Annotated in this window: 20 protein-coding genes; 5 read left to right on the forward strand and 15 right to left on the reverse strand. The window is 72.7% G+C overall.

Annotation, left to right across the window (positions count from 1 at the left end; genetic code table 11):
* Positions 1-94: 94 nt before the first annotated feature.
* Entirely contained in the window at positions 95-2,752 is a 2,658-nt protein-coding gene (gene acnA / locus ACIO5D_RS33525) for an aconitate hydratase AcnA (protein WP_400799730.1), read from the reverse strand.
* A 405-nt stretch (positions 2,753-3,157) separates the two neighbouring features.
* Between acnA and ACIO5D_RS33530 the strand changes: the two genes are divergently transcribed.
* Both ACIO5D_RS33530 and ACIO5D_RS33535 read left to right on the forward strand, forming a co-directional pair.
* Positions 3,158-3,565 (forward strand): type II toxin-antitoxin system VapC family toxin, encoded by a 408-nt coding sequence (locus ACIO5D_RS33530; protein WP_400651912.1) that lies wholly within the window; start codon positions 3,158-3,160, stop codon positions 3,563-3,565.
* A gap of 133 nt (positions 3,566-3,698) precedes the next feature.
* Complete coding sequence (locus tag ACIO5D_RS33535; RefSeq protein WP_363607574.1) at positions 3,699-4,265, forward strand: superoxide dismutase family protein; 567 nt, start codon at positions 3,699-3,701, stop codon at positions 4,263-4,265.
* 1 nt (position 4,266) lies between these two features.
* Here the strand turns inward: ACIO5D_RS33535 and argF are convergent, their stop codons facing one another.
* From argF to ACIO5D_RS33550, 3 genes are all read right to left on the reverse strand, one after another.
* Positions 4,267-5,268: an ornithine carbamoyltransferase gene (argF, locus tag ACIO5D_RS33540; RefSeq protein ID WP_363607575.1), complete on the reverse strand. Its 1,002-nt coding sequence runs from the start codon at positions 5,266-5,268 to the stop codon at positions 4,267-4,269.
* Between the two features lie 126 nt (positions 5,269-5,394).
* Positions 5,395-8,118, reverse strand: coding sequence for a polynucleotide kinase-phosphatase (locus tag ACIO5D_RS33545; protein WP_400799733.1), 2,724 nt, complete (start codon positions 8,116-8,118; stop codon positions 5,395-5,397).
* Positions 8,115-9,773 (reverse strand): 3' terminal RNA ribose 2'-O-methyltransferase Hen1, encoded by a 1,659-nt coding sequence (locus ACIO5D_RS33550; protein ID WP_400799736.1) that lies wholly within the window; start codon positions 9,771-9,773, stop codon positions 8,115-8,117. Before ACIO5D_RS33550 ends, ACIO5D_RS33545 begins: the two co-directional genes overlap by 4 nt.
* A gap of 163 nt (positions 9,774-9,936) precedes the next feature.
* On the opposite strand from ACIO5D_RS33550, the gene dapD reads away from it, so the two are divergent.
* Positions 9,937-10,926 (forward strand): 2,3,4,5-tetrahydropyridine-2,6-dicarboxylate N-succinyltransferase, encoded by a 990-nt coding sequence (dapD, locus tag ACIO5D_RS33555; protein ID WP_400651904.1) that lies wholly within the window; start codon positions 9,937-9,939, stop codon positions 10,924-10,926.
* A 161-nt stretch (positions 10,927-11,087) separates the two neighbouring features.
* Here the strand turns inward: dapD and ACIO5D_RS33560 are convergent, their stop codons facing one another.
* The 6 genes from ACIO5D_RS33560 to ACIO5D_RS33585 form a co-directional block, all read right to left on the reverse strand.
* Complete coding sequence (locus ACIO5D_RS33560; protein WP_400651902.1) at positions 11,088-11,828, reverse strand: DUF6099 family protein; 741 nt, start codon at positions 11,826-11,828, stop codon at positions 11,088-11,090.
* A gap of 167 nt (positions 11,829-11,995) precedes the next feature.
* Positions 11,996-12,379, reverse strand: coding sequence for a nucleotide pyrophosphohydrolase (locus tag ACIO5D_RS33565; RefSeq protein ID WP_400799744.1), 384 nt, complete (start codon positions 12,377-12,379; stop codon positions 11,996-11,998).
* A gap of 83 nt (positions 12,380-12,462) precedes the next feature.
* Positions 12,463-13,869: an AAA family ATPase gene (locus tag ACIO5D_RS33570; protein ID WP_400799739.1), complete on the reverse strand. Its 1,407-nt coding sequence runs from the start codon at positions 13,867-13,869 to the stop codon at positions 12,463-12,465.
* Positions 13,870-13,986: 117 nt separating this feature from the next.
* On the reverse strand, positions 13,987-14,817 hold the full coding sequence (locus ACIO5D_RS33575; RefSeq protein WP_400651896.1) for a putative RNA methyltransferase: 831 nt from the start codon (positions 14,815-14,817) through the stop codon (positions 13,987-13,989).
* A gap of 50 nt (positions 14,818-14,867) precedes the next feature.
* Positions 14,868-15,779 (reverse strand): RimK family alpha-L-glutamate ligase, encoded by a 912-nt coding sequence (locus ACIO5D_RS33580; RefSeq protein WP_400651893.1) that lies wholly within the window; start codon positions 15,777-15,779, stop codon positions 14,868-14,870.
* Positions 15,776-16,765 carry an ATP-grasp domain-containing protein gene (locus tag ACIO5D_RS33585; RefSeq protein ID WP_363607583.1) on the reverse strand — a complete coding sequence of 330 codons (990 nt, stop codon included), beginning with the start codon at positions 16,763-16,765 and terminating at the stop codon, positions 15,776-15,778. Before ACIO5D_RS33585 ends, ACIO5D_RS33580 begins: the two co-directional genes overlap by 4 nt.
* Before the next feature lie 251 nt (positions 16,766-17,016).
* Between ACIO5D_RS33585 and ACIO5D_RS33590 the strand changes: the two genes are divergently transcribed.
* A complete protein-coding gene (locus ACIO5D_RS33590; RefSeq protein ID WP_400799742.1) occupies positions 17,017-17,910 on the forward strand; it encodes a GNAT family N-acetyltransferase in 894 nt (297 codons plus the stop codon).
* A gap of 45 nt (positions 17,911-17,955) precedes the next feature.
* Here ACIO5D_RS33590 and ACIO5D_RS33595 read toward each other — a convergent pair whose 3' ends face one another.
* The 3 genes from ACIO5D_RS33595 to ACIO5D_RS33605 form a co-directional block, all read right to left on the reverse strand.
* A complete protein-coding gene (locus tag ACIO5D_RS33595; protein WP_363607585.1) occupies positions 17,956-18,378 on the reverse strand; it encodes a fic family toxin-antitoxin system, toxin component in 423 nt (140 codons plus the stop codon).
* Entirely contained in the window at positions 18,375-18,617 is a 243-nt protein-coding gene (locus tag ACIO5D_RS33600) for a toxin-antitoxin system HicB family antitoxin (protein ID WP_363607586.1), read from the reverse strand. The genes ACIO5D_RS33595 and ACIO5D_RS33600 overlap by 4 nt, the downstream gene beginning before the upstream one ends.
* Positions 18,618-18,825: 208 nt before the next feature.
* Entirely contained in the window at positions 18,826-19,407 is a 582-nt protein-coding gene (locus ACIO5D_RS33605) for a hypothetical protein (protein ID WP_400651885.1), read from the reverse strand.
* Positions 19,408-19,757: 350 nt separating this feature from the next.
* On the opposite strand from ACIO5D_RS33605, the gene ACIO5D_RS33610 reads away from it, so the two are divergent.
* Positions 19,758-19,955 (forward strand): hypothetical protein, encoded by a 198-nt coding sequence (locus ACIO5D_RS33610; RefSeq protein WP_363607588.1) that lies wholly within the window; start codon positions 19,758-19,760, stop codon positions 19,953-19,955.
* 93 nt (positions 19,956-20,048) lie between these two features.
* Here the strand turns inward: ACIO5D_RS33610 and ACIO5D_RS33615 are convergent, their stop codons facing one another.
* Positions 20,049-21,353 (reverse strand): class I SAM-dependent RNA methyltransferase, encoded by a 1,305-nt coding sequence (locus ACIO5D_RS33615; RefSeq protein WP_363607597.1) that lies wholly within the window; start codon positions 21,351-21,353, stop codon positions 20,049-20,051.
* A gap of 356 nt (positions 21,354-21,709) precedes the next feature.
* The gene (locus ACIO5D_RS33620; protein ID WP_400761719.1) at positions 21,710-23,773 is read right to left on the reverse strand and encodes an APC family permease; all 2,064 of its coding nucleotides are present in this window, start codon (positions 23,771-23,773) and stop codon (positions 21,710-21,712) included.
* Positions 23,774-23,803: the final 30 nt, after the last annotated feature.

The raw sequence follows: 23,803 nt of genomic DNA on the forward strand, positions 1-23,803 counted from the left end.
GATCGAGACGCACAAGAGGCCGGACCACAGTGACGCGATCCGGCCTCTTGACTGTCTCTTTACCGACGGGGGATCAGCCCCGCCGCCCCGGCTGTCAGCCGATCAGGCTGCGCAGCACGTACTGCAGGATGCCGCCGTTGCGGTAGTAGTCCGCCTCACCGGGGGTGTCGATGCGGACGACCGCGTCGAACTCGATGGTCGCGGCCGCGCCGACCGCCTTGACCTTGACGGTCGCCGGGGTGCGGCCCTCGTTGAGCTCGGTCACACCGGTGAAGGAGAAGGTCTCCTCGCCGGTCAGGCCGAGGGAGTCGGCGTTCTCGCCCTCCGGGAACTGCAGCGGCAGGACGCCCATGCCGATCAGGTTCGAGCGGTGGATGCGCTCGTACGACTCGGCGATGACGGCCTTGACGCCCAGCAGCGCGGTGCCCTTGGCGGCCCAGTCACGGGACGAACCGGAGCCGTACTCCTTGCCGGCCAGGACGACCAGCGGGGTGCCGGCGGCCTGGTAGTTCTGCGCGGCGTCGTAGATGAACGACACCGGGCCGTCGGCCTGGGTGAAGTCGCGGGTGTAGCCGCCCTCGGTGCCCGGCGCGATCTGGTTGCGCAGACGGATGTTGGCGAAGGTGCCGCGGATCATCACCTCGTGGTTGCCACGGCGCGAGCCGTACGAGTTGAAGTCGCGCTTCTCCACACCGTTGGCGGTCAGGTACTGCGCCGCCGGGGTGCCCGGCTTGATGTTGCCGGCCGGGGAGATGTGGTCGGTGGTGACCGAGTCGCCCAGCTTGGCCAGGACGCGGGCGCCGGCGATGTCGGTCACCGGGCTCGGGGTCTTGGCCATGCCCTCGAAGTACGGGGGCTTGCGGACGTAGGTGGACTCGGCGTCCCACTCGAAGGTGTTGCCGGTCGGGACGGGCAGCGACTGCCAGCGGTGGTCGCCCGCGAAGACGTCCTGGTAGCCCTTGTCGAACATGGCCTCGTCGATGGAGCCCGCGACGACGTCGGCGACCTCCTTCTCGGACGGCCAGATGTCGGCGAGGAAGACATCGTTGCCGTCGGCGTCCTGACCCAGGGCGTCCTTGGCGATGTCGATGTTCATGTTGCCGGCGAGGGCGTAGGCGACCACCAGCGGCGGCGAGGCCAGGTAGTTCATCTTGACGTCCGGGTTGATCCGGCCCTCGAAGTTGCGGTTGCCGGAGAGCACCGAGACGACCGCCAGGTCGGCCTCGTTGACGGCGGCCGAGACCTCCTCGGGCAGCGGGCCCGAGTTGCCGATGCAGGTGACGCAGCCGTAGCCGACCAGGTTGAAGCCCAGCTTCTCCATGTACGGGAGGAGGCCGGCCTTCTCGTAGTAGTCCATGACGACCTTGGAGCCGGGCGCCAGGGTGGTCTTGACCCAGGGCTGGACCCGCAGGCCCTTCTCCACGGCCTTCTTCGCCAGCAGGGCGGCGCCCAGCATGACGGAGGGGTTGGAGGTGTTGGTGCAGGAGGTGATCGAGGCGATCACGACCGCGCCGTTGTCGATCTCGTACGTCGAGCCGTCGGGGGCGGTGACGGTGGTCGGCTTCGAGGCCTCGGCGGAGTAGGCCGGCAGCGCCTCGGCGAACTTCTCGGCGGCCTCGGCCAGGATCACGCGGTCCTGCGGGCGCTTCGGGCCGGAGATCGACGGGACGACGGTGGAGACGTCCAGCTCGAGGTACTCGGAGTAGGCCGGCTCGACCGACGGGTCGTGCCAGAGGCCCTGCTCCTTGGCGTACGCCTCGACCAGGGCGAGCTGCTGCTCGTCGCGGCCGGTGAGCTTCAGGTAGCTGATGGTCTCGGCGTCGATCGGGAAGATCGCACAGGTCGAGCCGAACTCCGGCGACATGTTGCCGATGGTGGCGCGGTTGGCCAGCGGGATCGCCGAGACGCCCTCGCCGTAGAACTCGACGAACTTGCCGACCACACCGTGCTTGCGCAGCATCTCGGTGATGGTGAGCACCAGGTCGGTGGCGGTGGTGCCGGCCGGCAGCTGGCCGTTGAGCTTGAAGCCGACCACGCGCGGGATCAGCATGGAGACCGGCTGGCCCAGCATCGCGGCCTCGGCCTCGATGCCGCCGACGCCCCAGCCCAGCACGCCCAGGCCGTTGACCATGGTGGTGTGCGAGTCGGTGCCGACGCAGGTGTCCGGGTACGCCTGGCCGCCGCGGACCATGACGGTACGGGCCAGGTGCTCGATGTTCACCTGGTGGACGATGCCGGTGCCGGGCGGGACGACCTTGAACTCGTCGAACGCGGTCTGGCCCCAGCGCAGGAACTGGTAGCGCTCCTTGTTGCGGCCGTACTCGATCTCGACGTTCTGGACGAAGGCGTCCGGGGTGCCGAACTTGTCGGCGATGACGGAGTGGTCGATGACCAGCTCGGCCGGGGCCAGCGGGTTGATCTTGGCCGGGTCGCCGCCCAGCTCCTTGACGGCCTCACGCATGGTGGCGAGGTCGACCACGCACGGCACACCGGTGAAGTCCTGCATGATCACGCGGGCCGGGGTGAACTGGATCTCCTGGCTCGGCTGGGCGGTGGCGTCCCAGTTGCCGAGGGCGCGGATGTGGTCGGCGGTGATGTTCGCGCCGTCCTCCGTGCGGAGCAGGTTCTCCAGCAGCACCTTGAGGCTGTACGGCAGCCGCTCGGAACCCTCGACGGCGGAGAGCTTGAAGATCTCGTACGACTCGTCGCCCACCTGCAGCGAGCTGCGGGCGTCGAAGCTGTTCGCGGACACGACTGACTCCTTCTAGGTGCTTCGTGCGGTATCCGGCCCACGCGGTGGTAAGGTCAGCCTTACTTAGGCTTACCTTTCCCGCATCGCCGGCGAGCGCCTCTCGGCAAGTATCTTGATGTCGAGATATATCGTAGTGGGCAGTTATCTCGATGTCGAGATAAACCATAGTGCATGGTGCCGCGTTCACCACGTCGGCACCACCCCCCACTCCACCCTCCGCCCACCAGCGGCCTTCGCGCAGCTTTTCGACGGCCTTCCCGTCGCCGGAACACCCCCTCCGGGCCTCCCCTCGCACCCCGCGCTCCCCTCCCTCCGGGCTCTCCCCCCCCCCTCCCCTCCCGGCGGCTCCGCGCCCGGGTACGGTGGCCGTCAGTTGACACGCTGGGACAGGCCGGGGGCCTACTGATGATCGTGGTGGACGCGTCGGCACTGGTGCTCGCGCTGGCGGACGAGGGCGAGCGCGGGGAGGCCGCCCGGGCCGAACTCGCGGCGGGCGGCGAGTGGGTCGCCCCCGAGCACCTGCTGATCGAGGTGATGCAGTCGCTGCGCGGGCTCTACCTGGCGAAGGAGCTCACCGCCGAACGGGTCGGCGAGCTCGCGGCCCGGCTGCCCTCACTGGCGATCCGGAAGGTCGAACTGGCACCGCTGCTCGGCCGGATCTGGGAGCTCAAGGACAACCTCACCCCGGACGACGCCGCCTATGTAGCGGTCGCCGAACAGTACGGGGCGCCGCTGGTGACGGCGGACCTGCGGCTGATGCGCGCCAGCGGACCGCGCTGCGAGATCCGGGGCATCCGGCGCTCGGCGGAGTGAGACCGGGCGAGGTGCGGGCGGGCGGGCCGGGGCGGACTCATGGGCGGGGGTGTCCGTTGGCGGGGGTGTCCGTTCGGGGCGGCGGCCGTTGAGCAGGGGGCACGCCCGTTCCGCAGCCCCGAAAGGCCCTCCGATGCCCGCTTCGTACGCCGCCGCGCTGCTCCCGCTCGCCCTGCTGGCGCCCGCCGCGCCCGCCGCAACGGCTTCGACCGCCGTCCCCGCCCTGCCGCTCCTGGTGATCGAGGCCGACTTCGATCCGGCCACGGCCTTCGTCCCGCCGGCCGCCATCAGCCACGCACCGGACCTGGTGCCCTACGGCTCCCACGTCCGGGTGGTGGTGGACCGCACGGTGGCCGGGCGGACGGTGCTGACGCTGACCACCGCCGGCCTCGCCCCGGACCATGACTTCCCGGCCCATCTGCACACCGGTACGTGCGGCGCCGACCCGGCCGCGTCCGGCCCGCACTACCAGGACGCCGTGGACCCGGTGCAGCCGTCCACCGACCCCGCGTACGCCAATGAGAGCAACGAGCTGCGGCTGACCCTGCACACCGACGACCGGGGCGACGCCGCTGCGACGACCTCGGTGGCCTGGCACCCCCGGCCGGGCGAGGCGCGCTCGCTGGTGCTGCACGCCGGCAGCCCGGCCGGCCCGCACGGCGCGGGCGACCGGGCCGCCTGTGTGAACCTGGAGTTCTGAGCTACGCCCCGAGAGTGGCGACCAGCACGGCCTTGATGGTGTGCAGGCGGTTCTCCGCCTGGTCGAACACGATGGAGTGCTCCGACTCGAACAACTCGTCGGTGCACTCCAGCTCGGACATCCCGGTCGCCTCGTGCATCTGCTGCCCGACCACCGTGCCGAGGTCGTGGAAGGCGGGCAGACAGTGCAGGAACCGCACGGCCGGGTTGCCGGTGGCCCGGACGGTGTCCATCGACACCTGGTACGGCTTGAGCAGGGCGATCCGCTCGGCCCAGACCTCCTTGGGCTCACCCATCGAGACCCAGACGTCGGTGTAGAGGAAGTCGGCACCGGCCACGCCCGCGTCCACGTCCTCGGTGAGGGTGATCCGGGCACCGGTGGACTCGGCGAGCGCGTTGGCCGCCTTCTGGACGTCCTCGGCCGGCCAGAGCGCACGGGGCGCGACGATCCGGATGTCCATACCGAGCAGGGCGCCGGTCACGAGCAGCGAGTTGCCCATGTTAGAGCGGGCGTCGCCGAGGTAGGCGAGGGCGACCTCGGTGAGCGGCTTGGCGGTGTGCTCCTTGATCGTCAGCACGTCGGCGAGCATCTGGGTGGGGTGCCACTCGTCGGTGAGGCCGTTCCAGACCGGAACACCGGCGAACGCGGCCAGCTCCTCGACGATCTCCTGGCCGTGGCCCCGGTACTCGATGCCGTCGAACATCCGGCCGAGCACCCGAGCGGTGTCCTTGATCGACTCCTTGTGGCCGATCTGCGAGCCGGCCGGGTCCAGGTAGGTGGTGGTCGCGCCCTGGTCGTGGGCGGCGACCTCGAAGGCGCAGCGCGTCCGGGTGGAGGTCTTCTCGAAGATCAGCGCGATGTTCTTGCCGCGCAGCCGGGGCTGCTCGGTGCCCGCGTACTTCGCCGCCTTGAGCTGGGCGGCGAGGTCCACCAGGAAGCGGAACTCCTGGGGCGTGAAGTCGAGCTCCTTGAGGAAGTGCCTGTTCCGGAGGTTGAACGCCATGCCGGGCTCCTGGGGTGACGGGACGGGGATGAAGCGGAAATTGTATACGATACTCGGAATTTGTATGCAATAACTACGGTGGTACGGGCCCCACGGAACGACCGTAGGGCCCGTACACCTCTGCCGCTACAGCCGGGGGTCGACCGGCTCGGACTCCAGCGCGAGCACCGCGAAGACCGGCTCGTGCACCCGCCAGAGCGGCTCGCCGGCCGCCAGCCGGTCCAGCGCCTCCAGGCCGAGCGCGTACTCGCGCAGCGCCAGGGAGCGCTTGTGGCCGAGGAAGCGCTGCCGCAACTGGTCCAGGTACTCGGTGTAGTCCGGGCCGTAGATGATCCGCAGATACTCCCGACCGCGTACCTTCACCCCGGGCTGGACCAGCCCGCCCGGCCTGCCCTCGCCCGCCTTGCCGCGGACCAGGGACGCCAGCGGCTTGACCACCATGCCCTCGCCACCAGCCCCGGTCAGCTCCTCCCACCAGGCGATGCCCGCGGCGACGGACGCCTCGTCGGTGGTGTCCACCAGCAGCCGGCCGGTCCGGTGCAGGATCGGGGTGCGCGAGCCGTCGCCGCCGTCATCGCTGTCCGTGCCACCGGCGTGGTCGGCCTCGACCAGGCGGTCGGCCCAGGCGAGGTGCTCGTCGTGCGGGCGCACCGCGAGGTTCGCCCCCTCGGCCGCCAGCACCTGGAACGGCGCCAGCCGGATGCCCGACAGGCCCTCGGTCGGCCAGCAGTACCGCCGGTAGGCCTCGACGAACGCCTGCGCGTCGGCGGCGCGCTGCCGCTGGCGAGCGGTCAGCCCTGCCACGTCCAGCCCACGGCCGGCCGCCTGCTCAAGCACGGAGAGCACCGGGGGCAGCGCCGCGCCCGCCGCCGCGCCGACCGCCGCGTACTGGCGGCGCAGCAGCTCGACGGCCTTGAGCGACCACGGCATCAGCTCGGCGTCCAGCAGCAGCCAGCCGGTGCCCAGCTCCTCGAACAGCCCGGAGCGCTCGGCCGCGGCCCGCACCCTGCCCAGCACGGCCGAGGTGAGCTCGTCGTCACTGAGGAACGCCCGGCCGGTCCTGGTCCAGATCGCGCCCGGCCCGGCGATGCCGAACCGCTTCTCCAGCGCCGTGTCGTCCCGGGCGACCAGCACCACCGCGCGGGAGCCCATGTGCTTCTCCTCGCAGATCACCTGCTGGACGCCGTCCTCGCGGTAGGCGAAGAAGGCCTCCTCCGGGTGTTCGAGGTAGCCGGACCGGCGCGAGGTGGCGCTCGGTGCCATCGTCGGCGGGAGGTACGCCAGCAGCCGCGGGTCGATCGCGAACCGGCTCATCACCTCCAGCGCGGCGGCCGCGTTCTCCTCCCGGACGGCGACCCGGCCGTGCAGCGTCGTCTCGACGACCCGACGGCCCGCCACATCGGCGAGGTCCAGCGGACGGCCCTCGCGTGAGCCCGGCGCGTCCGTGAGCATCGGCCGGACCGGCTCGTACCACTCCCGCTCGGCCTCGACGCCGACCAGCTCGCGCTCCGGGTAGCGCAGCGCGGTCAGGCTGCCGCCGAAGACGCACCCGGTGTCCAGGCAGATGGTGTTGTTGAGGAAGCTCGCCATCGGCACCGGCGTGTGGCCGTAGACCACCAGCGCCCTGCCCCGGTACTCCTCCGCCCAGGGGTAGCGCACCGGCAGCCCGTACTCGTCGGTCTCGCCGGTGGTGTCCCCGTACAGCGCGTGCGAGCGCACCCGGCCGGAGGCGCGGCCGTGGTACTTCTCCGGCAGACCGGCGTGGCAGACCACCAGGGCGCCACCGTCCAGCAGGTAGTGGCTGATCAGACCACGCATGAACGCCCGGACCTCGGCGCGGAACTCCTCCGACTCACCCGCCAGCTGGTCCAGCGACTCCTGGAGGCCGTGCGAGACGGTGACCTTCTTGCCGTCCATCGCCCGGCCGAGCTTGTTCTCGTGATTGCCCGGGACACAGATCGCGTGCCCGGCCGCCACCATGCCCATCACCAGGCGCAGCACACCCGGCGTGTCCGGGCCGCGGTCGACCAGGTCACCGACGAAGACCGCCGTCCGGCCCTGCGGGTGCACGGCGTCCACCGGGCGGTTCACGGCGTCCCGGGTGAGCGTGTAGCCGAGGCGGGTGAGCAGGGTCTCCAGCTCGGAGCGGCAGCCGTGGATGTCGCCCACGATGTCGAACGGGCCGGTGAGGTGGCGCAGGTCGTTGAAGCGCTTCTCCGGCACGATCTCGGCGGACTCCACCTCGGCCTCACCGCGCAGGATGTGCACCTTGCGGAAGCCCTCACGCTCCAGCCCGCGCAGCGAGCGGCGCAGTTCCCGGTTCTGCCGCGGGATCACGTGGGCCGGCAGCTGCCGGTCCGGCCGGGTCTTGTTGCGCTCGGCGCAGACACCCGGCGGGATGTCCAGCACGATCGCGATCGGCAGCACGTCGTGGTCACGGGCGATCCTGACCAGCTGCTTGCGCGCCTCCTGCTGGACGTTGGTGGCGTCCACCACGGTCAGCCGACCGGCGGCCAGGCGCTTGCCGACGATGTAGTGCAGCACGTCGAAGGCCTCGGAGGAGGCCGACTGGTCGTTCTCGTCGTCCGCCACCAGGCCCCGGCAGAAGTCCGAGGAGATCACCTGGGTCGGCAGGAAGTGCTTGCGGGCGAAGCTGGACTTGCCCGCGCCGCTGGTGCCGATCAGCACGACGAGGGAGACGTCCGTGACCGGCAGCCGACGGCCCCGGCCGGAGGCATCCGGCTCGGCGGGGGTGGCCGGCTCGGCGGGGTTCACGGCCCCGGCGGTGCCCGCCTGCCCGGCAGGGGCTGCCTCGTCCAGCGGCGACTCGGACAGTACGTCGTCGGTCATCGGGTCTCGCCCCCTTCGGGCGTCGTGCGGGCAACAGCGTCGGTGTCAGTGTCGGTGTCGGTGTCAATGCCGGTACCAGTACTGGTACCGGCAGGGGTAGTACCGGCGATGGCGGTACCGACGACGGTAGCCGCGACCGGGGTACCGATCCGGAAGAGGGCGAGCTGAGTCGGCGCGCCCACCTCCGGGTCTTCCGGGCCGACCGGGCGGACCACGACCGTGTAGCCGTACGTCGCCGCGACCCGCTCGGCCCAGGCACGGAACTGTGCGCGGTCCCACGCGAAGCGGTGGTCGGCGTGCCGGACGTGACCGGCCGGCAGGCTCTCCCAGCGGACGTTGTACTCGGCGTTCGGCGTGGTGACGACGACCGCCGCCGGGCGGGCCGCGCCGAGCACCGCGTACTCCAGGGCCGGCAGTCGGGGCAGGTCCAGGTGCTCGATGACCTCGCAGAGCACGGCCGCGTCGAAGCCCTTCAGCCGCGCGTCGGTGTACGTCAGCGCGCCCTGGACCAGCGTGACCCGGGCCGCCTGGCGCTCCGACATCCGCTCCAGCCTCAGCTTGCGCGCGGCCGCGGACAGCGCCCGCGCGGAGACGTCCACGCCGAGGACCTCGGCGATCCGGGGGTCCTTCAGCAACGCGCCGATCAACTCGCCCTGCCCGCAGCCGAGATCGGCCACCCGGGCCGCCCCGACCTCACTCAGCGCGGCCAGGATCGCCACCCGGCGCCGCTCGGCGAGGGAGATCTGCTTCTCCTCCTGCTCGCCCGGCCGCACCGGGGCGTCGGCCGCAGCGGCCCCGGCGTCCGGCGTGCTCCCGGTCCGGTCGGTGTCGTCGACCGCGTTGTCGATCTCCTCGACCTCGCGGTCGTCGGCCTCCGCCAGCCGGGCCAGCTCCAGCCGCTCCATCGCCGTCCGGGTGAGCGACCAGCGCCGGGACAGATAGCGACGGGCGATCAGAGCCCGCTCGGGGTGGTCGGCGAGCCAGCCCTCCCCGGCCGCGAGCAACTTGTCGACCTCGTCCGGGGCGACCCAGTAGTGCTTGGCCCCGTCGAGCACCGGCAGCAGGACATAGAGCTGCTGGAGCGCGTCCGCCAGGCGCAGCGCGTCGGAGGTCAGCTCGATCCGGACGTAGCGCGACTCGCCCCACTCGGGGAAGGCCGCGTCCAGCGGGATCGCCGCCGCCTCGACCTGCCAGCCCAGCGGCTCGAAGAGCCTGGCCACCATCGCCACGCCACCGCCCTCGCCGACGCCGTTGGCGGGCACCGCGGGCAGGGAGATGCGCAGTGGCCGGGCCTGGTCGGCCAGCCCGGGGCGGCCCTCGCAGACGCCCTTCATCGCCGTCCGGAACACCGTCCGCAGGGCCACCGCCAGCAGTGAGGACGCGGCGTAGGGGCGGTCGTTGACGTACTGGGCGAGCGCGAAGTCCGGGGAGCCGCCGCGGCCCTTGCCCCGGCCCCGGCGGACCAGCGCGATCGGGTCGACCTCCAGTAGCAGAGCGGCCGTGCAGAGCTCGTCGCTCGCCTCTGGGTAGAAGACATGGGCCTCGCCGTGCGAAGTCCCGAACCGCTGGACCTTGCCCGGGTGCTTGTGGAGAAGAAAGCCGAGGTCGGTGGCAGGGCTCTCGGCGGTGCCTGTGGTGGAGATCGACATGAACACCTGCACGAGTATTGCCCAGCACCACCCCTCTGAGCACCGGGTTTATCCGAGGTCCGGAGCCGGCGCGGGCGGCCGCGCGGCTCCCCCGGCGGACGGCGGGCCGCCGCGTCCGCACGGTGAGCGTGTTCGGCACCGACGGCCCGCATTCGTTAACGTGCACGATGTGACTGCTGAATCCACCTCCCGCGCAAGCGGCGCCGTCGCCGCCGGTCTGGCCACCATCGCCGCCGACGGCACCGTCCTCGACACCTGGTACCCCACCCCCGCGCTGGCCGCCGAGCCCGGCCCGGCCGGCACCGTCCGTCTGACCGCCGAGCAGGCCGAGGCCGAGCTGGGCGCCGGCGCCGCCGAGGCGCTCCGCACCGACGTACGCCGCGGCGTCGAGGTGGTCGCCGTGCGCACCACGATCGCCTCGCTGGACGAGAAGCCGATCGACGCGCACGACGCCTACCTGCGCCTGCACCTGCTGAGCCACCGTCTGGTGAAGCCGCACGGCCAGAACCTGGACGGCCTGTTCGGTCTGCTGGCCAACGTGGCGTGGACCAGCATCGGCCCGGTGCAGGTGGACAAGGTCGAGCAGGCCCGTCTGGCGGTGCGCGCCCAGGGCGGCCAGCTCGCCGTCTACGGCATCGACAAGTTCCCGCGGATGACCGACTACGTCGCCCCCTCGGGTGTGCGCATCGCCCACGCGGACCGCGTCCGGCTCGGCGCCCACCTGGCCACCGGCACCACCGTGATGCACGAGGGCTTCGTCAACTTCAACGCCGGCACGCTGGGCACCTCGATGGTCGAGGGCCGGATCAGCGCGGGCGTCGTGGTCGGCGACCACAGCGACATCGGCGGCGGCGCCTCGATCATGGGCACCCTGTCGGGCGGCGGCAAGCAGATCGTCTCGGTCGGCGAGCGCTGCCTGCTCGGTGCCAACGCGGGCATCGGCATCTCGCTGGGCAGCGACTGCGTCGTGGAGGCCGGCCTGTACGTGACCGCCGGCACCCGGGTGACCACCCCGGACGGCAAGGTGGCCAAGGCGGTCGAGCTGTCCGGCCAGGACAACCTGCTGTTCCGCCGCAACTCCCAGACGGGCGCGGTCGAGGTGATCGCCCGCTCCGGCTCCTGGGGCGGCCTGAACGCCGAGCTGCACGCTCACAACTGACCGCCTCTCGTGTTGCCGCATCAGCGCTGCGGCAACACGACTGTGCGGGGTGGCCCCGGTGCCGGGTGACGGCGCCGGGGCCGCTGCGCTTGCCGTCCGCCCGCCCTGTCGTCCAGCCGCCCTGTCGTCCGCGCGGCCCGACCGGACCGCCGCCGGCCGCATCACCGTGCACGGCCGACCGAAACGGCGGCCCTCCGCTCCGAACCCTGTTCCGAGGCGGCCGCCGCGCCCGACGCCCGACAGCCCGGCGGAGCGGCCCTGCCTTCCGCGGCCCCACCCTGCTCAGCCCCGCCCTCCGCAGTGCCACCGACCGGAGGACCGAGCCGGAGGACCAGTGGCGGCGATGCCCGCCCGGTCGCCGAAGCCCAGGGCGGCGGTGGACCGGCCGCGCCGTCCGCCACCCCGCCGGGACCGGATGCGGTATCGGCGCCCTCCTCCCCCGCCGCCGCGCCGACGGTCTGTCTCAGCCGACCTACCACGTCCTTGCACTCCGCCCCGGCGTCGACCCCGTCGATGCAGGTCCAGTACAGGCTCTCGGTGTCGGCGCCGCAGGCCAGCACCACCAGCGCCTCGCCGACGTCCTGCAGCAGGCCGCCGAGTTCACCCAGGGCCGGGGCGAGCTCACCGAGATCGGTGAGCCGCCCGGCCCGTCCGCTGCCACCCCAGCCCGGCGGGGCGCACCGGTCGGACCAGGTCTGGTCCAGGCAGCCGGCCGCGTGGGCGCCGGCCTCGGACAGCTGCCGGCCGAGCCCGGCCAACTCGCCGTCGTCCAGCTCGGACAGCCGAGCGCCCACCGCCTCGGTGAGCAGCGCGGCCTGCCGCGCCTCGGCCAGCACCTCCGGTACCTCCCTGGCCTCGGCCAGCGCGTGCCTGGCCGTCCTGATGAGTCGCAGCGCCTCCATCGGCCCGCCACCCCCTTCTCGCTCGTTTCGCCGTCGACCGCGACCGCCGGTATGGCGGTCACGTGGTCACGGCGAAAGCGTGCGTCGGGGCGCGGCCGGATGCGGCCACCTCGTCAAAGCCTGTGGAAAAGCCCGGGGGTGTGGATAACTTCCATCCCCCACAAGGGTTAATCGCCTACGTTCGAGTCGACGCCGAACCCCGATCCGCCCCCTGCCCCACTCCCCGATCCCAACCCCAACCCCGACCCAGGCCCAGGAACCGGGAAGCGCAGTTCGTTCCGTTCGATCTTGGCCGCGAGGGCCGCCAGCGGATCCACTCCCAGCACCGAACAGAACTGCACCAGATACGCGAGGACATCGGCCACCTCGTCGCGCACCCGATGGGCGCTGTCCGGATCGGACATCACCGACGCGGCCTGTTCCGGTGTGAGCCACTGGAAGATCTCCAGCAGCTCGCCGGCCTCCACGGTCAGCGCGGCGGCCAGATTCTTGGGCGTGTGGAAGGGCTCCCAGCCACGCGCGGCGGCGAACTCCACCAACCGCTGCCGCAGGCTCTCCAGCGTGGGGACCGCGGCCTCGCCGGACGCCGCTCCGGGCTCCACCGGGCCAGCCCCGGACTCCGTCACTCGTTCACTCACCCGTCCAGGTCTACCGCATCCACCACCGTCTCCGGCACCGCCCCCGGCTCCGTCCCCACGGTCACCCCGGGCTCCCCTACCGGCCCGCACCCGCGCACCGCCTGGGCCGGTACCCGCGCCGTCTCCGTCCGCAGCACGGTGTGGCCGGAGCCCGGGTCCCGTCGGCACTCGACCAGCGTGGCCCCCGGCGGCAGCCCGCCCGACCCGCCGAACGCCTCCCGGGCGGCAGCCGGTTCCTGGAGCGCCGCCAGCACGCGCAGCTGGTTGCGCCCGGACATCTCACGGGCGAGCCGCAGCAGCGAGGCGGCCTGCTCGGTGCTGAGCCCGGCGCCGAGGTCGTCGGCGAGCACGGTGAGCTGCCGGTGCGCCCAGGGGACCTCGGCGGCCGCATCCAGGTCGAGCACGCCGGCCCCGGTGAGCAGCACGGCGGCGAACGCGAGGTGGCGCAGCATGCCGTCGGAGGCCTGGTCGACGCCGGTGCGGCCGAGGACGCCCTCGTCGAAGACGGCCAGGACCCGCTGGTCGGCGCCGGTACCCCGGTGCGCGAGGTCGAGCCCGAGCAGCGGGTGCGGCGCGGCGGACTGGACGACGCGCAGCAGTTGGCCGTACCGGCGGCCGCATTCGTTGCTGAGCCGGGCGATCACGGCGGAGATGTTGGCGGCGGTGCTGAGCAGCCTGGCCTGCGGGTTCGGGCGGGCCCAGCCGCGCATCAGGGCGGGTACGGGGTGGACGGGGAAGACCTCGCGCAGGGCGGTGAGCAGCTGTTCGGCGGCGGCCAGCACCTTGCGCTCGCCGGGGGAGGATCCGGCCACCCGCAGGGGGATCTGCGAAGTGATCATGGTGTTTCCGGGGAAGGGCGCCCGGATGTCGCCCTGGCGGGTGTCGTTGTGCCAGCTGACGTTGACCCGCTGGTTGCGGACGTCCTGTTCACCGGTCTCGACCAGGGTCCGGCCGTCGAGGGTGAGCCGTTCACGGGCGATCCGGACGGGCCCGTCGGTGCGGATCACGAGCTCCAGGCGGATCGGCCCGTCACCGGAACGGACGGTGCAGCCGAGGATGATCGCGTTCCGGCCGTGCGGGACGCAGCCCTCCAGGCCGCCGCGCACGGGGACGGCCAGTGGTCCGGTCCGGCCCGGCAGGCCGTTGAGGGAATCGGCGATCTCCTCGCCGAGGGCGAGCCGGGAGAGGACGGCGAGCCCGTCGAGGACGTTCGACTTGCCGACGCCGGCGGGGCCGTGCAGCACGGTCAGGGGCGCGAGCGGCAGTGTCGCGCGCCGGTAGGACTTGAAGGAGGCGAGCCGGATCTCCTCGACGATGGGGCGCTGGACGGGCGGTCGACCGGGCCCCGGAGCGCTCGGACGGGGGTGGGCCGGCACGGCGGGCCGGGTGGCGTCGCGGTTCACCCGTCGGACGTTAGCCGCAGGTCGGACGGGAGAAACGTGCCTGCTCGGCAGATTCATCCCAACGAGGTCCCGGGGACAAAGCGCTCGTCGCCCCGACAGCCACCACCCGCCGTACCGTCAGCGCCGATAGACCGCCACCGTCACCGAGGCGGTCACCTCGACCGGGTCGGCCAGCGCGGCGAGCCGGTCCTCCAGCACCTCCCGGTCGGTGTGCCAGGCGCTCGGGCCCATCCCGACGACGGTGCGGACGTCGGCCGCCGACAACCGCATCGTGAACTCGACCTCCCGCTGCCCGGCCGGGTCGAGGTAGGGGCCGAGCTTCTCCTCGATCCGGCGCTGTTTCTCCTCGTCGACCGAGAGCAGGCCCAGGGCGGCGACGAGTTCGCGCAGGTGGCGGGAGGTCGGCGAGACCAGCAGCAGCGTGCCGCCGGGGCGCAGCACACGGCGGATCTCCGGACCGTTGCGCGGCGCGAAGACGTTCAGCACGAGCCCGGCGGACCCGTCCCGCAGCGGCAGCGGGCGCCAGGCGTCACAGACGACGGCCCCGATCCGGGGGTGGGCCCTGGCGGCCCGGCGCAGCGCGTACTTGGAGATGTCCAGGGCCGCGCCGGGGCTGCCGGGAAGGGCGTCGAGGACATGGGCGAGATAGTGGCCGGTACCGGCGCCGAGGTCCGCGACGAGACCCTCCGGGGCGGCCGCCGCGGCGGCCTCGGCGAGGGCGTCGGCGATCGGCCGGTAGTGGCCGGCGGCGAGGAAGTCGCTGCGGGCGGCGACCATCCCGGCGGTGTCGCCGGTGCCGGTGTGGGCGTCACCGGCGAGCAGGCTGACGTAGCCCTGCCTGGCGATGTCGAAGCTGTGCCCCGACGGGCAGCGCAGGGTGCGCCCGTCCGGGGTGAGCGCCTGCGCGCAGTGCGGGCAGGCCAGGTAGGGCTCGATGTCCTGCAGCAACGTCCGTCTTCTCCCGCCATCCGGTTCGCCGTCCGACCGGAAGGGCAAGCCTAACGACTGCTGGTGGGCCACCCCGCACCGCGCGGTCCGGGCACCCGGGGGCCGCCGGCGCCGCCCCGGCCCGCCACCCGCAGCGCCAGCGCGGCCAGCGCCTCGGGCGCGCCGGCCTGCCCGCGGACGCCGGGAAAGGCGTTGACATCGACGATCACGGGTTCGGCGGGCCCGTCGAGCAGATCGACGCCGTACACGTCGAGGCCGAACACCTCGCCGACCCGCCGCGCGAGGTCCACCCGCTCGGCCGGCAGGTCCCCCGGCCCGAACGGGCTGCCGTGGGCGGCTCCCGCGGCGGCCCCGGCGGGTGCCGGCTCGACAAGCACCGGCTCGACAAGCGCGGGCTCGGCGAGCTCGGACCGGCGCCGGGCGCAGAACACCTGCCCGGCGATCACCCACAGCTTCTGGTCCCAGCCGGAGTTGGCGAGGTACGGCTGGGTCACCACGGGCTCGTCGGGCCAGCGCTCGGCGAGGGCACGCAGCCCGGCGGCGTCGTCGACCCGGGCGACGAGGTCGTGGCGGCGGCTGTAGCGGCTCTTGACGACCAGCGGGAAGCCGGGTTCGGCCAGGTCGGCGAGGCGGGCCGCGGTACGGGTGGCGGCGAACGGCAGACCGGCCGAGCGGGCCAGCTCGGCCATGCCGGTGCGGTCCTGGCAGAACCGGGTCGCGGCGGCCGAGTTGATGACCGGGGCGCCCCGCTCCTCCAGGTGGCGGGCGAACGCGAGGGCCCGGGGCGTACGGGCCTTGAGCAGGTAGACGTCGGCGAGCGGGCCGGGGCCGAGCCGGTCGGCGGGCGGACCGTCGCCCGCGTTGGGGTCGAGGCTCTCCACCAGGTGGCGGGGCCTCAGCAGCCCTGCGGTGGCGGCGAGCAGCGGGTGACCGGGGTCGGGGGTGAGCAGGCAGATCCTCATATCGAGCCGCCGAGGCGGGCCCCGTCGTACCCGGCTCCCCCGAAATCGGCGCCGAACGCGGAACCGCCCACCTGAGCGGGCACCCCGAGGGCGGCCCCTTGCGCGGGCAGCCGTACGACCCCCGGCGCCGGGGCGGGAACGGACTCCAGGGCGGGCGCCGGGGCGGAGACGGCCGTCCCGGTGCGGGCCAGTCGCAGCACCGCCCGGGCGACCCGGGCGACCGCGTCGGGCACCTGACGGAAACTCGGGAAGTCGTTGATGTCGACGACCACCGGACCGTCCGGGCCGAGCAGCACGTCGACCCCGTAGAGATCGAGACCGAACACCTCCCCGACCTGGGCGGCGATCCGCGCGACATCGCCGCTGAGCGGCACCTGCCGTTCGCGTACGCCCTGGCCGGGGTGGAGCGGCGAGCAGCGCTCGGTCGCGTACAGCTCGCCGTCGACGCAGTACACCTTGAGATCGGTACCGGAGTTGGGCACGTACGGCTGGGCGATCAGCAGGCTCTCGCCGTCCAGTTCGGGACCGAGTTCGGCGAGGTGCTCCGGGGTCGGGACGAGCCTCACGGCCCGCCCCGAACTGCCGTCGGCGGGCTTCACCACGAGCGGGTACTCGGAGGCGGGGATCTCCGCGAGCCGTTCCCAGCGGGCGGCCGCGTAGGTGACCGGGACGGGCAGACCCCGGGTACGGGCGATCACCGCGGCGAGCGCCTTGTCCCGGACGCCGCGGATGGAGCGGACGTCGTTGATCGTGGTGAGGCCGACGGCGGCGGCCGCCTCCAGCAGGGTCAGGCCGGGACCACCGGAGACGGTCTTGAGCACCCAGGCGTCATGGCTGCCCGCCCGGACCGCCTCGGAGATCGCCATCAGCGCGTTGCCGGGGCGCAGCAGGTCCACCCGGTGGCCCCACGCGGTGAGTTGGCGCGCCACGTCGAGCGGCATGCCGTCGTGCCGGTAGTGCTCCTCCACCAGAAAGCAGAGCCTCATGAGCCTGTCATCCCCCTCGCCTTGCCCAGCAGGACGTCCGCCGTCCCGTCCGGCAGAGCTGTAAAGGCCCCAGAATGCCACGCCGCCCACACACAAGATCGCCCGGCCTGTAAGCATTGGGCAACAATCGATCCGAAATGCCCCTGTCGGAACGGCCCCTGACGAACCGCCGGACCGCCTCACCGCCGCCGGTCCCGCCCGCATCCCGACGGCGCCCAATGCGGTGGCAGGAGCGGCGGCCGACTGCTTGGATGCACGGCGTGACTACTGCTGCTCCTGACTCCGTCCACCCCGACCACCCTGGCCACCGGACCCTCCTCGACGAGATCGAGCGGTACTACGACGCCGTACCGCGCAGCGCCGCCCGGGTCGAGGACTTCGGTCCGCTCAGCCTGTTCGTCCGCGAGGGCGAGGGCTGGCCGTACTACGCCCGGCCGGCGCTGGGCCGCAGCGGCCCCGCGGCCACCGCCGAGGACGTCCGCCTGGTCCTGGCCCGCCAGCGCGAGCTGGGTCTGCCGGAGGCCTTCGAGTGGGTGGCCGAGCACGATCCGCTGCTGCGCGCGGCGGTGGAGGAGGCCGGGCTGGTGGTGCACGAGCACCCGCTGCTGGTGCTGGGCCCCGAGGACGCGGCGGCCGGGCCGGCCGGGCCGCCGGACGGGGTGTCGGTCCGGGTGCTGGCCGCCAGCGACCCCGACCTGGCGAGCGCGGTGACCGTCCCGCACCTGGCCTTCGCCGAGCCGGGCACCGGCGTGGGCGGCGCGGGTACGGACGAGCTGGCGGCGGCGGCCGAACGCTCGGTGGCCGACGGCTCCGTCGCGCGGATCGCGGAGCGGATCGCCGCCGGGCGCACCGTGCTCGCCGCGGCCGTCCAGAACGGCTCGGCGCTCTGCGCGGGCCAGCACAACCCGGTCGGCCCGGTCACCGAAGTGGCCGGTGTCGGCACCCTGCCGTCGGCGCGCCGCCGCGGCCTCGGTCTGGCGGTCACGGCGGCGCTGGTCGCCCACGCACGGGCGAACGGCGTGCGGACGGTGTTCCTGTCCGCCGCCGACGAGGACGTCGCCCGGATCTACCGCCGGGCCGGCTTCCGCCCGTTCGCGACGGCCCTGATCGCCGAGCCCGCCGGGACCGGCCCGGCCGGCGCGTAGACCGTACGGCGCACCCCGCACAGGGTGCGCCGTGGGGGGAGGTCGTCAGTCCGAGTCCTCGTCGTCCTCGCCGCTGACGCCCTCCCCCTCGGCCTCGTCCACCACCCAGGCCGCCAGCCGTTCCGCGACCCCGGCCACGCCGAGCCGCCCCTCACGGATGGCCCGGGCGAGGCTGCGCACCTCGCGGGCGGTGGTCGCGACCGTGCAGCCGCTGGCCACCAGGTAGGCGTAGGCGACGGCGGTGGCGTACAGCTCGTTGGTCTTCTCCAGGGCCGGCACCCGGATCAGCTGGTGCATCAGGGCGGCGGCGCGGTCCTGCGGTTCGGGGTAGACGGCGATGTCGAAGATCTCGGCCTGATGGCGGGAGACCGCGGCGAGCAGCGACCCGTAGTCGGTGACCTGCGGGTCACCGGGTGTGTACTGCTCGGCGGTCATGAGCAGCCACGAGAGGTCGACCTCCAGGTTCAACGGCGCACGTCCTGCAGGTCGGCGCCGCCCCGCTCGCCGAACTCGGCCAGGAAGGCCGTCTCGTACTCCTTCATGAACTGCGCCGCGGCGTCGACGAACGCCCGCCCGGCCTCGCCCATGTCCTGCTGGACCAGGCGCTCGATGTACTGGTTCATGCTGATCCCCTGCTGCTCCGCCCGCTCCCGGGCCATCTCCGCGGTGGTGGCGTCCACCCGGACGTTCAGCTGCTTCTTACCCATGAATCTCAAGCTAGCGCCGATGTGCTAGCACAACAAGGGCGCATGCAAAGCCGTCGCACGCCCTCCCCGTTGTCGGGCGGCGCGGAGGAGTTCCGTTCGCGAGCCGGGGGAAGCGCCCACCGGACTCTTCGCTCCGGCAGGAAGTCGACCGGTCCGGCGTCCTGCGCCACGGGTCCCGGATCCGGCTCACCGACCCGGTGGGCCGGGGTCAGTTCGACCAGAAGGGGTCGTCGTCCCTGGGGAGGATGTCGGGATTGCCGTTGGACATGGTCGGCTCGGGGGTGGGGGTGCCGAAGGAGTCGTGGCCGTCGGCCACCGGGACGGGGCCGACCGACGCCCCGATGTCGATGTTGCCGGCGGGGTGGATGGTGATTCCCACGCCGGAGCCGTCCGGGGTGGTGGCGGACACGGCAAGCCGGTCCGGGGCGGCCGAGTTGACCGTGTAGCCCCTGGCCTGCAAGCCGCGCCGGACCATGTCCAGCAGGACGCCGTACTTGGCCGGCGAGACCTTGGTCATGATGTGGCGCCGGCGGGAGGCGGTCGCGTAGCCGAGGGAATGCTCGTCGAGCCCCCTGGAGTACTGCTCGGTCGAGCGGGGCCACTCGTCCCGGTACCGCAGCTTCGGCCGGACCTCGGACAGCGACTCGTCGAGCAGGGCGCTCAGCTGCTGGACGGCCTGCTCGGGAGGGATGAGCCGCTTCGAGGCCTTGCCCGTGGCGCCGGACGAGCAGGCGGTCAGAGCGAGCGCCAGTGCGGCGGCCGCGATGCCCAGCCGGCGTGTACTCCGCAACGACCCGTTCATCGCCGCCCCCTCGCTGTCATGTTGCACCTGCCCGCCACGATCCGGCACGCAGGCAGGTGGCCACTCTCTTCACGCCGAGGCACGGCACGGCGAAACTAGCAGATCAGCCATGCCGCGGGCCGCGCCCGGTGCCGCGAGGGCGGAGCCCGGGCGACCGGGACGAGAATGGCGGTGCCAGTGACGGCCGGACCACCGGCCAGGACATCCGGGGGTGAACACCGCCGGGCGCACCGGAGCGGTACCGATCGGAGCGAGACTTGAAGAGTTCTTCACCTTCGTAGACTCTGAATTGCCCTGAGCATTCCCTGGAGCGGCACCGACCGGTGTGGAGGCCGGCAATGACAGCCATGTTCGACCAGGAGCTGCGCGAGCAGCTCGACCAGGCCCGCAAGGAACTCGCGGCCGCCCGGGCCGACGGGGACGCCGACGGCGTCCAGGCGTACGAGGGCCGGATCGCCGGACTGCTCCGGCTCGCCGCCCAGCACGGGATCACCCTGCCGCCCAGCGCCGACGAAGGGGAGCCGGACCAGCGCTGAACGGCACGCCCGCCCGGGCGCTCACACCCGCGGACACACGGAGGCGGCACCCGGGAAACCCCGGATGCCGCCTCCGTCACAACTGGGCCGCCGCTACTGCGCGAGCTCCCCCACCGGCTCCAGGATCGCCACGCACTCGAAGTGGTGGGTCATCGGGAACAGGTCGAAGGCCCGCAGCGAGACCGGCCGGTAGCCGCCCTCGCGGAAGTACGCCAGGTCCCGGGCGAGCGCGGCCGGGTCACAGGCCACGTACGCGATCCGGCGGGCCGCCAGGCCGGCCAGGTGCGCGACGGTCTCCCGCCCGGCGCCCGCCCGCGGCGGGTCCAGGACGATCAGGTCGGTGGCGGTGATGCCGGTGCGCGGCAGCAGCGTCTCCACCCGGTCGCACTCGATCCGGACGTTGTCCAGCGCGGCCAGGTTGTGCCGGGCGTCCTCCACCGCCTGCTTGGCGGACTCGATGCCGAGCACCGCGCCGTCCTCGCCGACCCGGTCGGCCAGCGCGCCCGCGAACAGGCCCACACCGCAGTACAGGTCGAGCGCGTTCTCGCCCCACTGCGGGTCCAGGCCGTCCAGGACCGCGTCCACCAGGGTGTCCGGTGCCTCGGGGTGGATCTGCCAGAAGCCGCCGTTGCTGACCCGCCAGGTCCGCCCGGCCGCCCGCTCGCGCACGAAGGCGCGGCCGTGCACCCGGTGGACGTTGCCCTGCTCGTCGATCCGGCTGATCGACACCGGCTTGTCCAGCTCCACCAGCGGCAGCTGCGCGCCCGGCGCCGGGGTCAGCACCACCTGGCGGTCCGAGGAGCCGGAGGCGGCGATCACCTCGACCGAGGCGACGCCCGGCCAGTCACGGGCCTCGATCCCCAGCTCGCTGACGCCCTCGGCGGCGATCAGGCAGTGGTCCACCGGCTGGATGTCGTGCGAACGGTGCTTGCGCAGGCCGACCTTCCCGGTCCCCGCGTCCACCGTGTACTGCACCCGGGTGCGCCAGGCCGGCACCTGCCCGGCCGGGAGCTTGCCGCCGACCGGCTCGACACTGCCGTCCCAGCCGGCCTCGGCCGGGGTGAGCCCGGCCAGCTTGGCCAGCTGCTCGGTGAGCACCTGCACCTTGAGCTTGCGCTGCCCGCCGGGGGTGACGTGCTGCCAGTCGCAGCCGCCGCACTTGCCCGGCCCGGCGAACGGGCACGGCGGGGCGATCCGGTCCTTGGCCGGCTCCAGGATCTCCACCGCGTCGGCCCGCAGGAAGCGGGACTTGGTGGTGCCCTCGGTGACCAGCGCGATCACCCGCTCACCGGGCAGCGTGTGCCGGACGAACAGCACCCGGCCCTCGTGCCGGGCCACGCAGTGCCCGCCGCCGTGCGCGACCGGGCCGACCTCGACCTCGTACCGCTCGCCGACCAGCGGGTCGCCGCCGGGTCCCTTGGGGGCGGCCTCGGCGCGCGGCGGGCGCGGGGTGCGCAGCGCCTTGGGCGGGCGGACGGTCTGCTTGCGCGGACGGTCGCCCGTGGGCTTTGCCGACTTCGCCGACTTCGCCGACTTCGGCTGCTTGGCCGCGCCCTCGGCGGCTTCCGCCGGGCGCTCGGGGGCGCGCTCGCCCGGGGCGAGCGGGGCGGTCTGCGCGGTGAAGCCCTCGCGGTCGGTGGCAGCCGGACGCACCGGCTTGCCCCAGCGCGGACGGGCGACCTGGCCGGGCTTGGCACCGCCCTTGCGGGCGCCCTTGCCCGAGGAGCCGTTGGAGCGGGACGGGGTGTTGCGGGTCACTGGGAGGAGTCCTTGCTGCTGTCAGCGGTGGCGTCGGGCGTTGCGGAGACCTTCGACTTTACGGCCTTCGGTGCGCGTGGCTCACCACGCCGGACGGCACCGGGCGCCGACCACGCCTTCTGCGGCCTGCGCCGTTCGGAGGACTCCAACTGCCAGGGTACGGAGGTCACCATCACACCGGGCTTGAAGAGCAGGCGTCCCTTGAGCCGCAGCGCGCTCTGGTTGTGCAGCAGGTGCTCGTACCAGTGGCCGACCACGTACTCGGGGATGTAGACCGACACCACCTCGCGCGGGCTGCTGCGGCGCAGGTTCTTGACGTAGTCCAGCACCGGCCCGGTGATCTCACGGAACGGCGAGTCCAGCACCTTGAGCGGCACCTCGATGCCGCGCTCGTCCCACTCCTTGCGCAGCGCCGCGGTGTCCGCCGGGTCGACGTTCACGGTCACGGCCTCCAGCGTGTGGGCGCGGGCCAGCCGCGCGTACGCCAGGGCGCGCAGCGCCGGCTTGTGCAGCTTGGAGACCAGCACGATGGCGTGCACCCGGGTGGGCAGCACCACGTCGTCCGGCTCCTCCGCGGCGACCAGTTCCTCGGAGACCCGGTCGTAGTGCCGGCGGATGGCCTTCATCATCACGAACAGCACGATCATCGCGGCGATCGCGATCCAGGCGTGGCTGATCTTGGTGGCGAGGACGACGATCAGCACCGCCATGGTCATCACCAGGCCGAAGGTGTTGATCGCCCGGCTGCGCTGCATGTGGCGGCGGCGGGCCGGGTCGGTCTCGCCGCGCAGCTCCCGCGTCCAGTGCCGGATCATGCCGGACTGGCTCATGTTGAAGGAGACGAAGACGCCGACGATGTAGAGCTGGATCAGCCGGGTCGGGTCGGCGTCGAACGCGATGATGAACAGGATCGCGGCCAGCGCCAGCAGGATGATGCCGTTGGAGAACGCCAGGCGGTCGCCGCGGGTGTGCAGCTGGCGCGGCAGGTAGCGGTCCTGGGCCAGGATCGAGCCGAGCACCGGGAACCCGTTGAAGGCGGTGTTGGCGGCCAGCACCAGGATCAGGCCGGTGACGGCGGCGACGAAGAAGAACCCGGGCGTGAAGTTCGAGAAGACGGCCTCGCTGATCTGGGCGAGCGCGGTCTTCTGGTGGTAGTCGGCCGGGGCGCCGCCGAGCTGCTCGACGGGGTTCTCGGCCATCTGGACGCCGGTGAGCCGGGCCAGCCAGATGATGCCCATGAACATCACGACGGCGATGGTGGCCATCATCAGCAGGGTGGTCGCCGCGTTCTTGCTCTTCGGCTTGCGGAAGGCCGGCACACCGTTGGAGATCGCCTCCACACCGGTCAGCGCGGCACAGCCCGAGGAGAACGCCTTGAGCAGCAGGAACACCATCGCGAAGCCGGCCAGCGAATCATTGCCCGGGGTGGCCGCCAGATGGAAACCGGAGCTCTCGGCCGGCATCTCCTGCCCGAAGGCGAAATGCCGGATCACCCCGTAGACGACCATGCCGAGCACACCGGCCATGAAGGCGTAGGTCGGAACGGAGAAGGCCGTGCCGGACTCACGGACCCCGCGCAGGTTCATCCCCATCAGCAGGATGACCACGACGACGGACAGGGTCAGCTCGTGCCCGCGCAGCGCGGGCACCGCGGAGACCACGTTGGCCACACCCGAGGTGGTCGAGACCGCCACGGTCAGGATGTAGTCCACCATCAGCGCGCTGGCGACCACCAGACCGGAGTTCGGCCCGTGGTTGACGGTGGCGACCTCGTAGTCACCGCCGCCGCTGGGATAGGCGTGGACGTTCTGCCGGTACGAGGCCACCACCGCGAGCATCACGATGGCGACGACAACGCCGATCTGCCAGGAGAAATGGATGGCCGAGGCGCCCGCCAGGGAGAGCGTCAACAGGATCTCCTCGGGCGCGTACGCGACCGAGGAGAGCGCGTCCGAGGCGAAAACGGGCAGCGCGATGCGCTTGGGGAGCAGCGTTTCCCCGAGCTTGTCGCTGCGCAACGCACGCCCGATCAGGATGCGTTTCGGAAGGTCAGTCGGCATAGGCACGTTAAGGAATCGTAGGGGCTGTTC

This window comes from Kitasatospora sp. NPDC087315 (genome assembly GCF_044744345.1).
In the GTDB taxonomy this organism is placed as follows: Bacteria; Actinomycetota; Actinomycetes; order Streptomycetales; family Streptomycetaceae; genus Kitasatospora.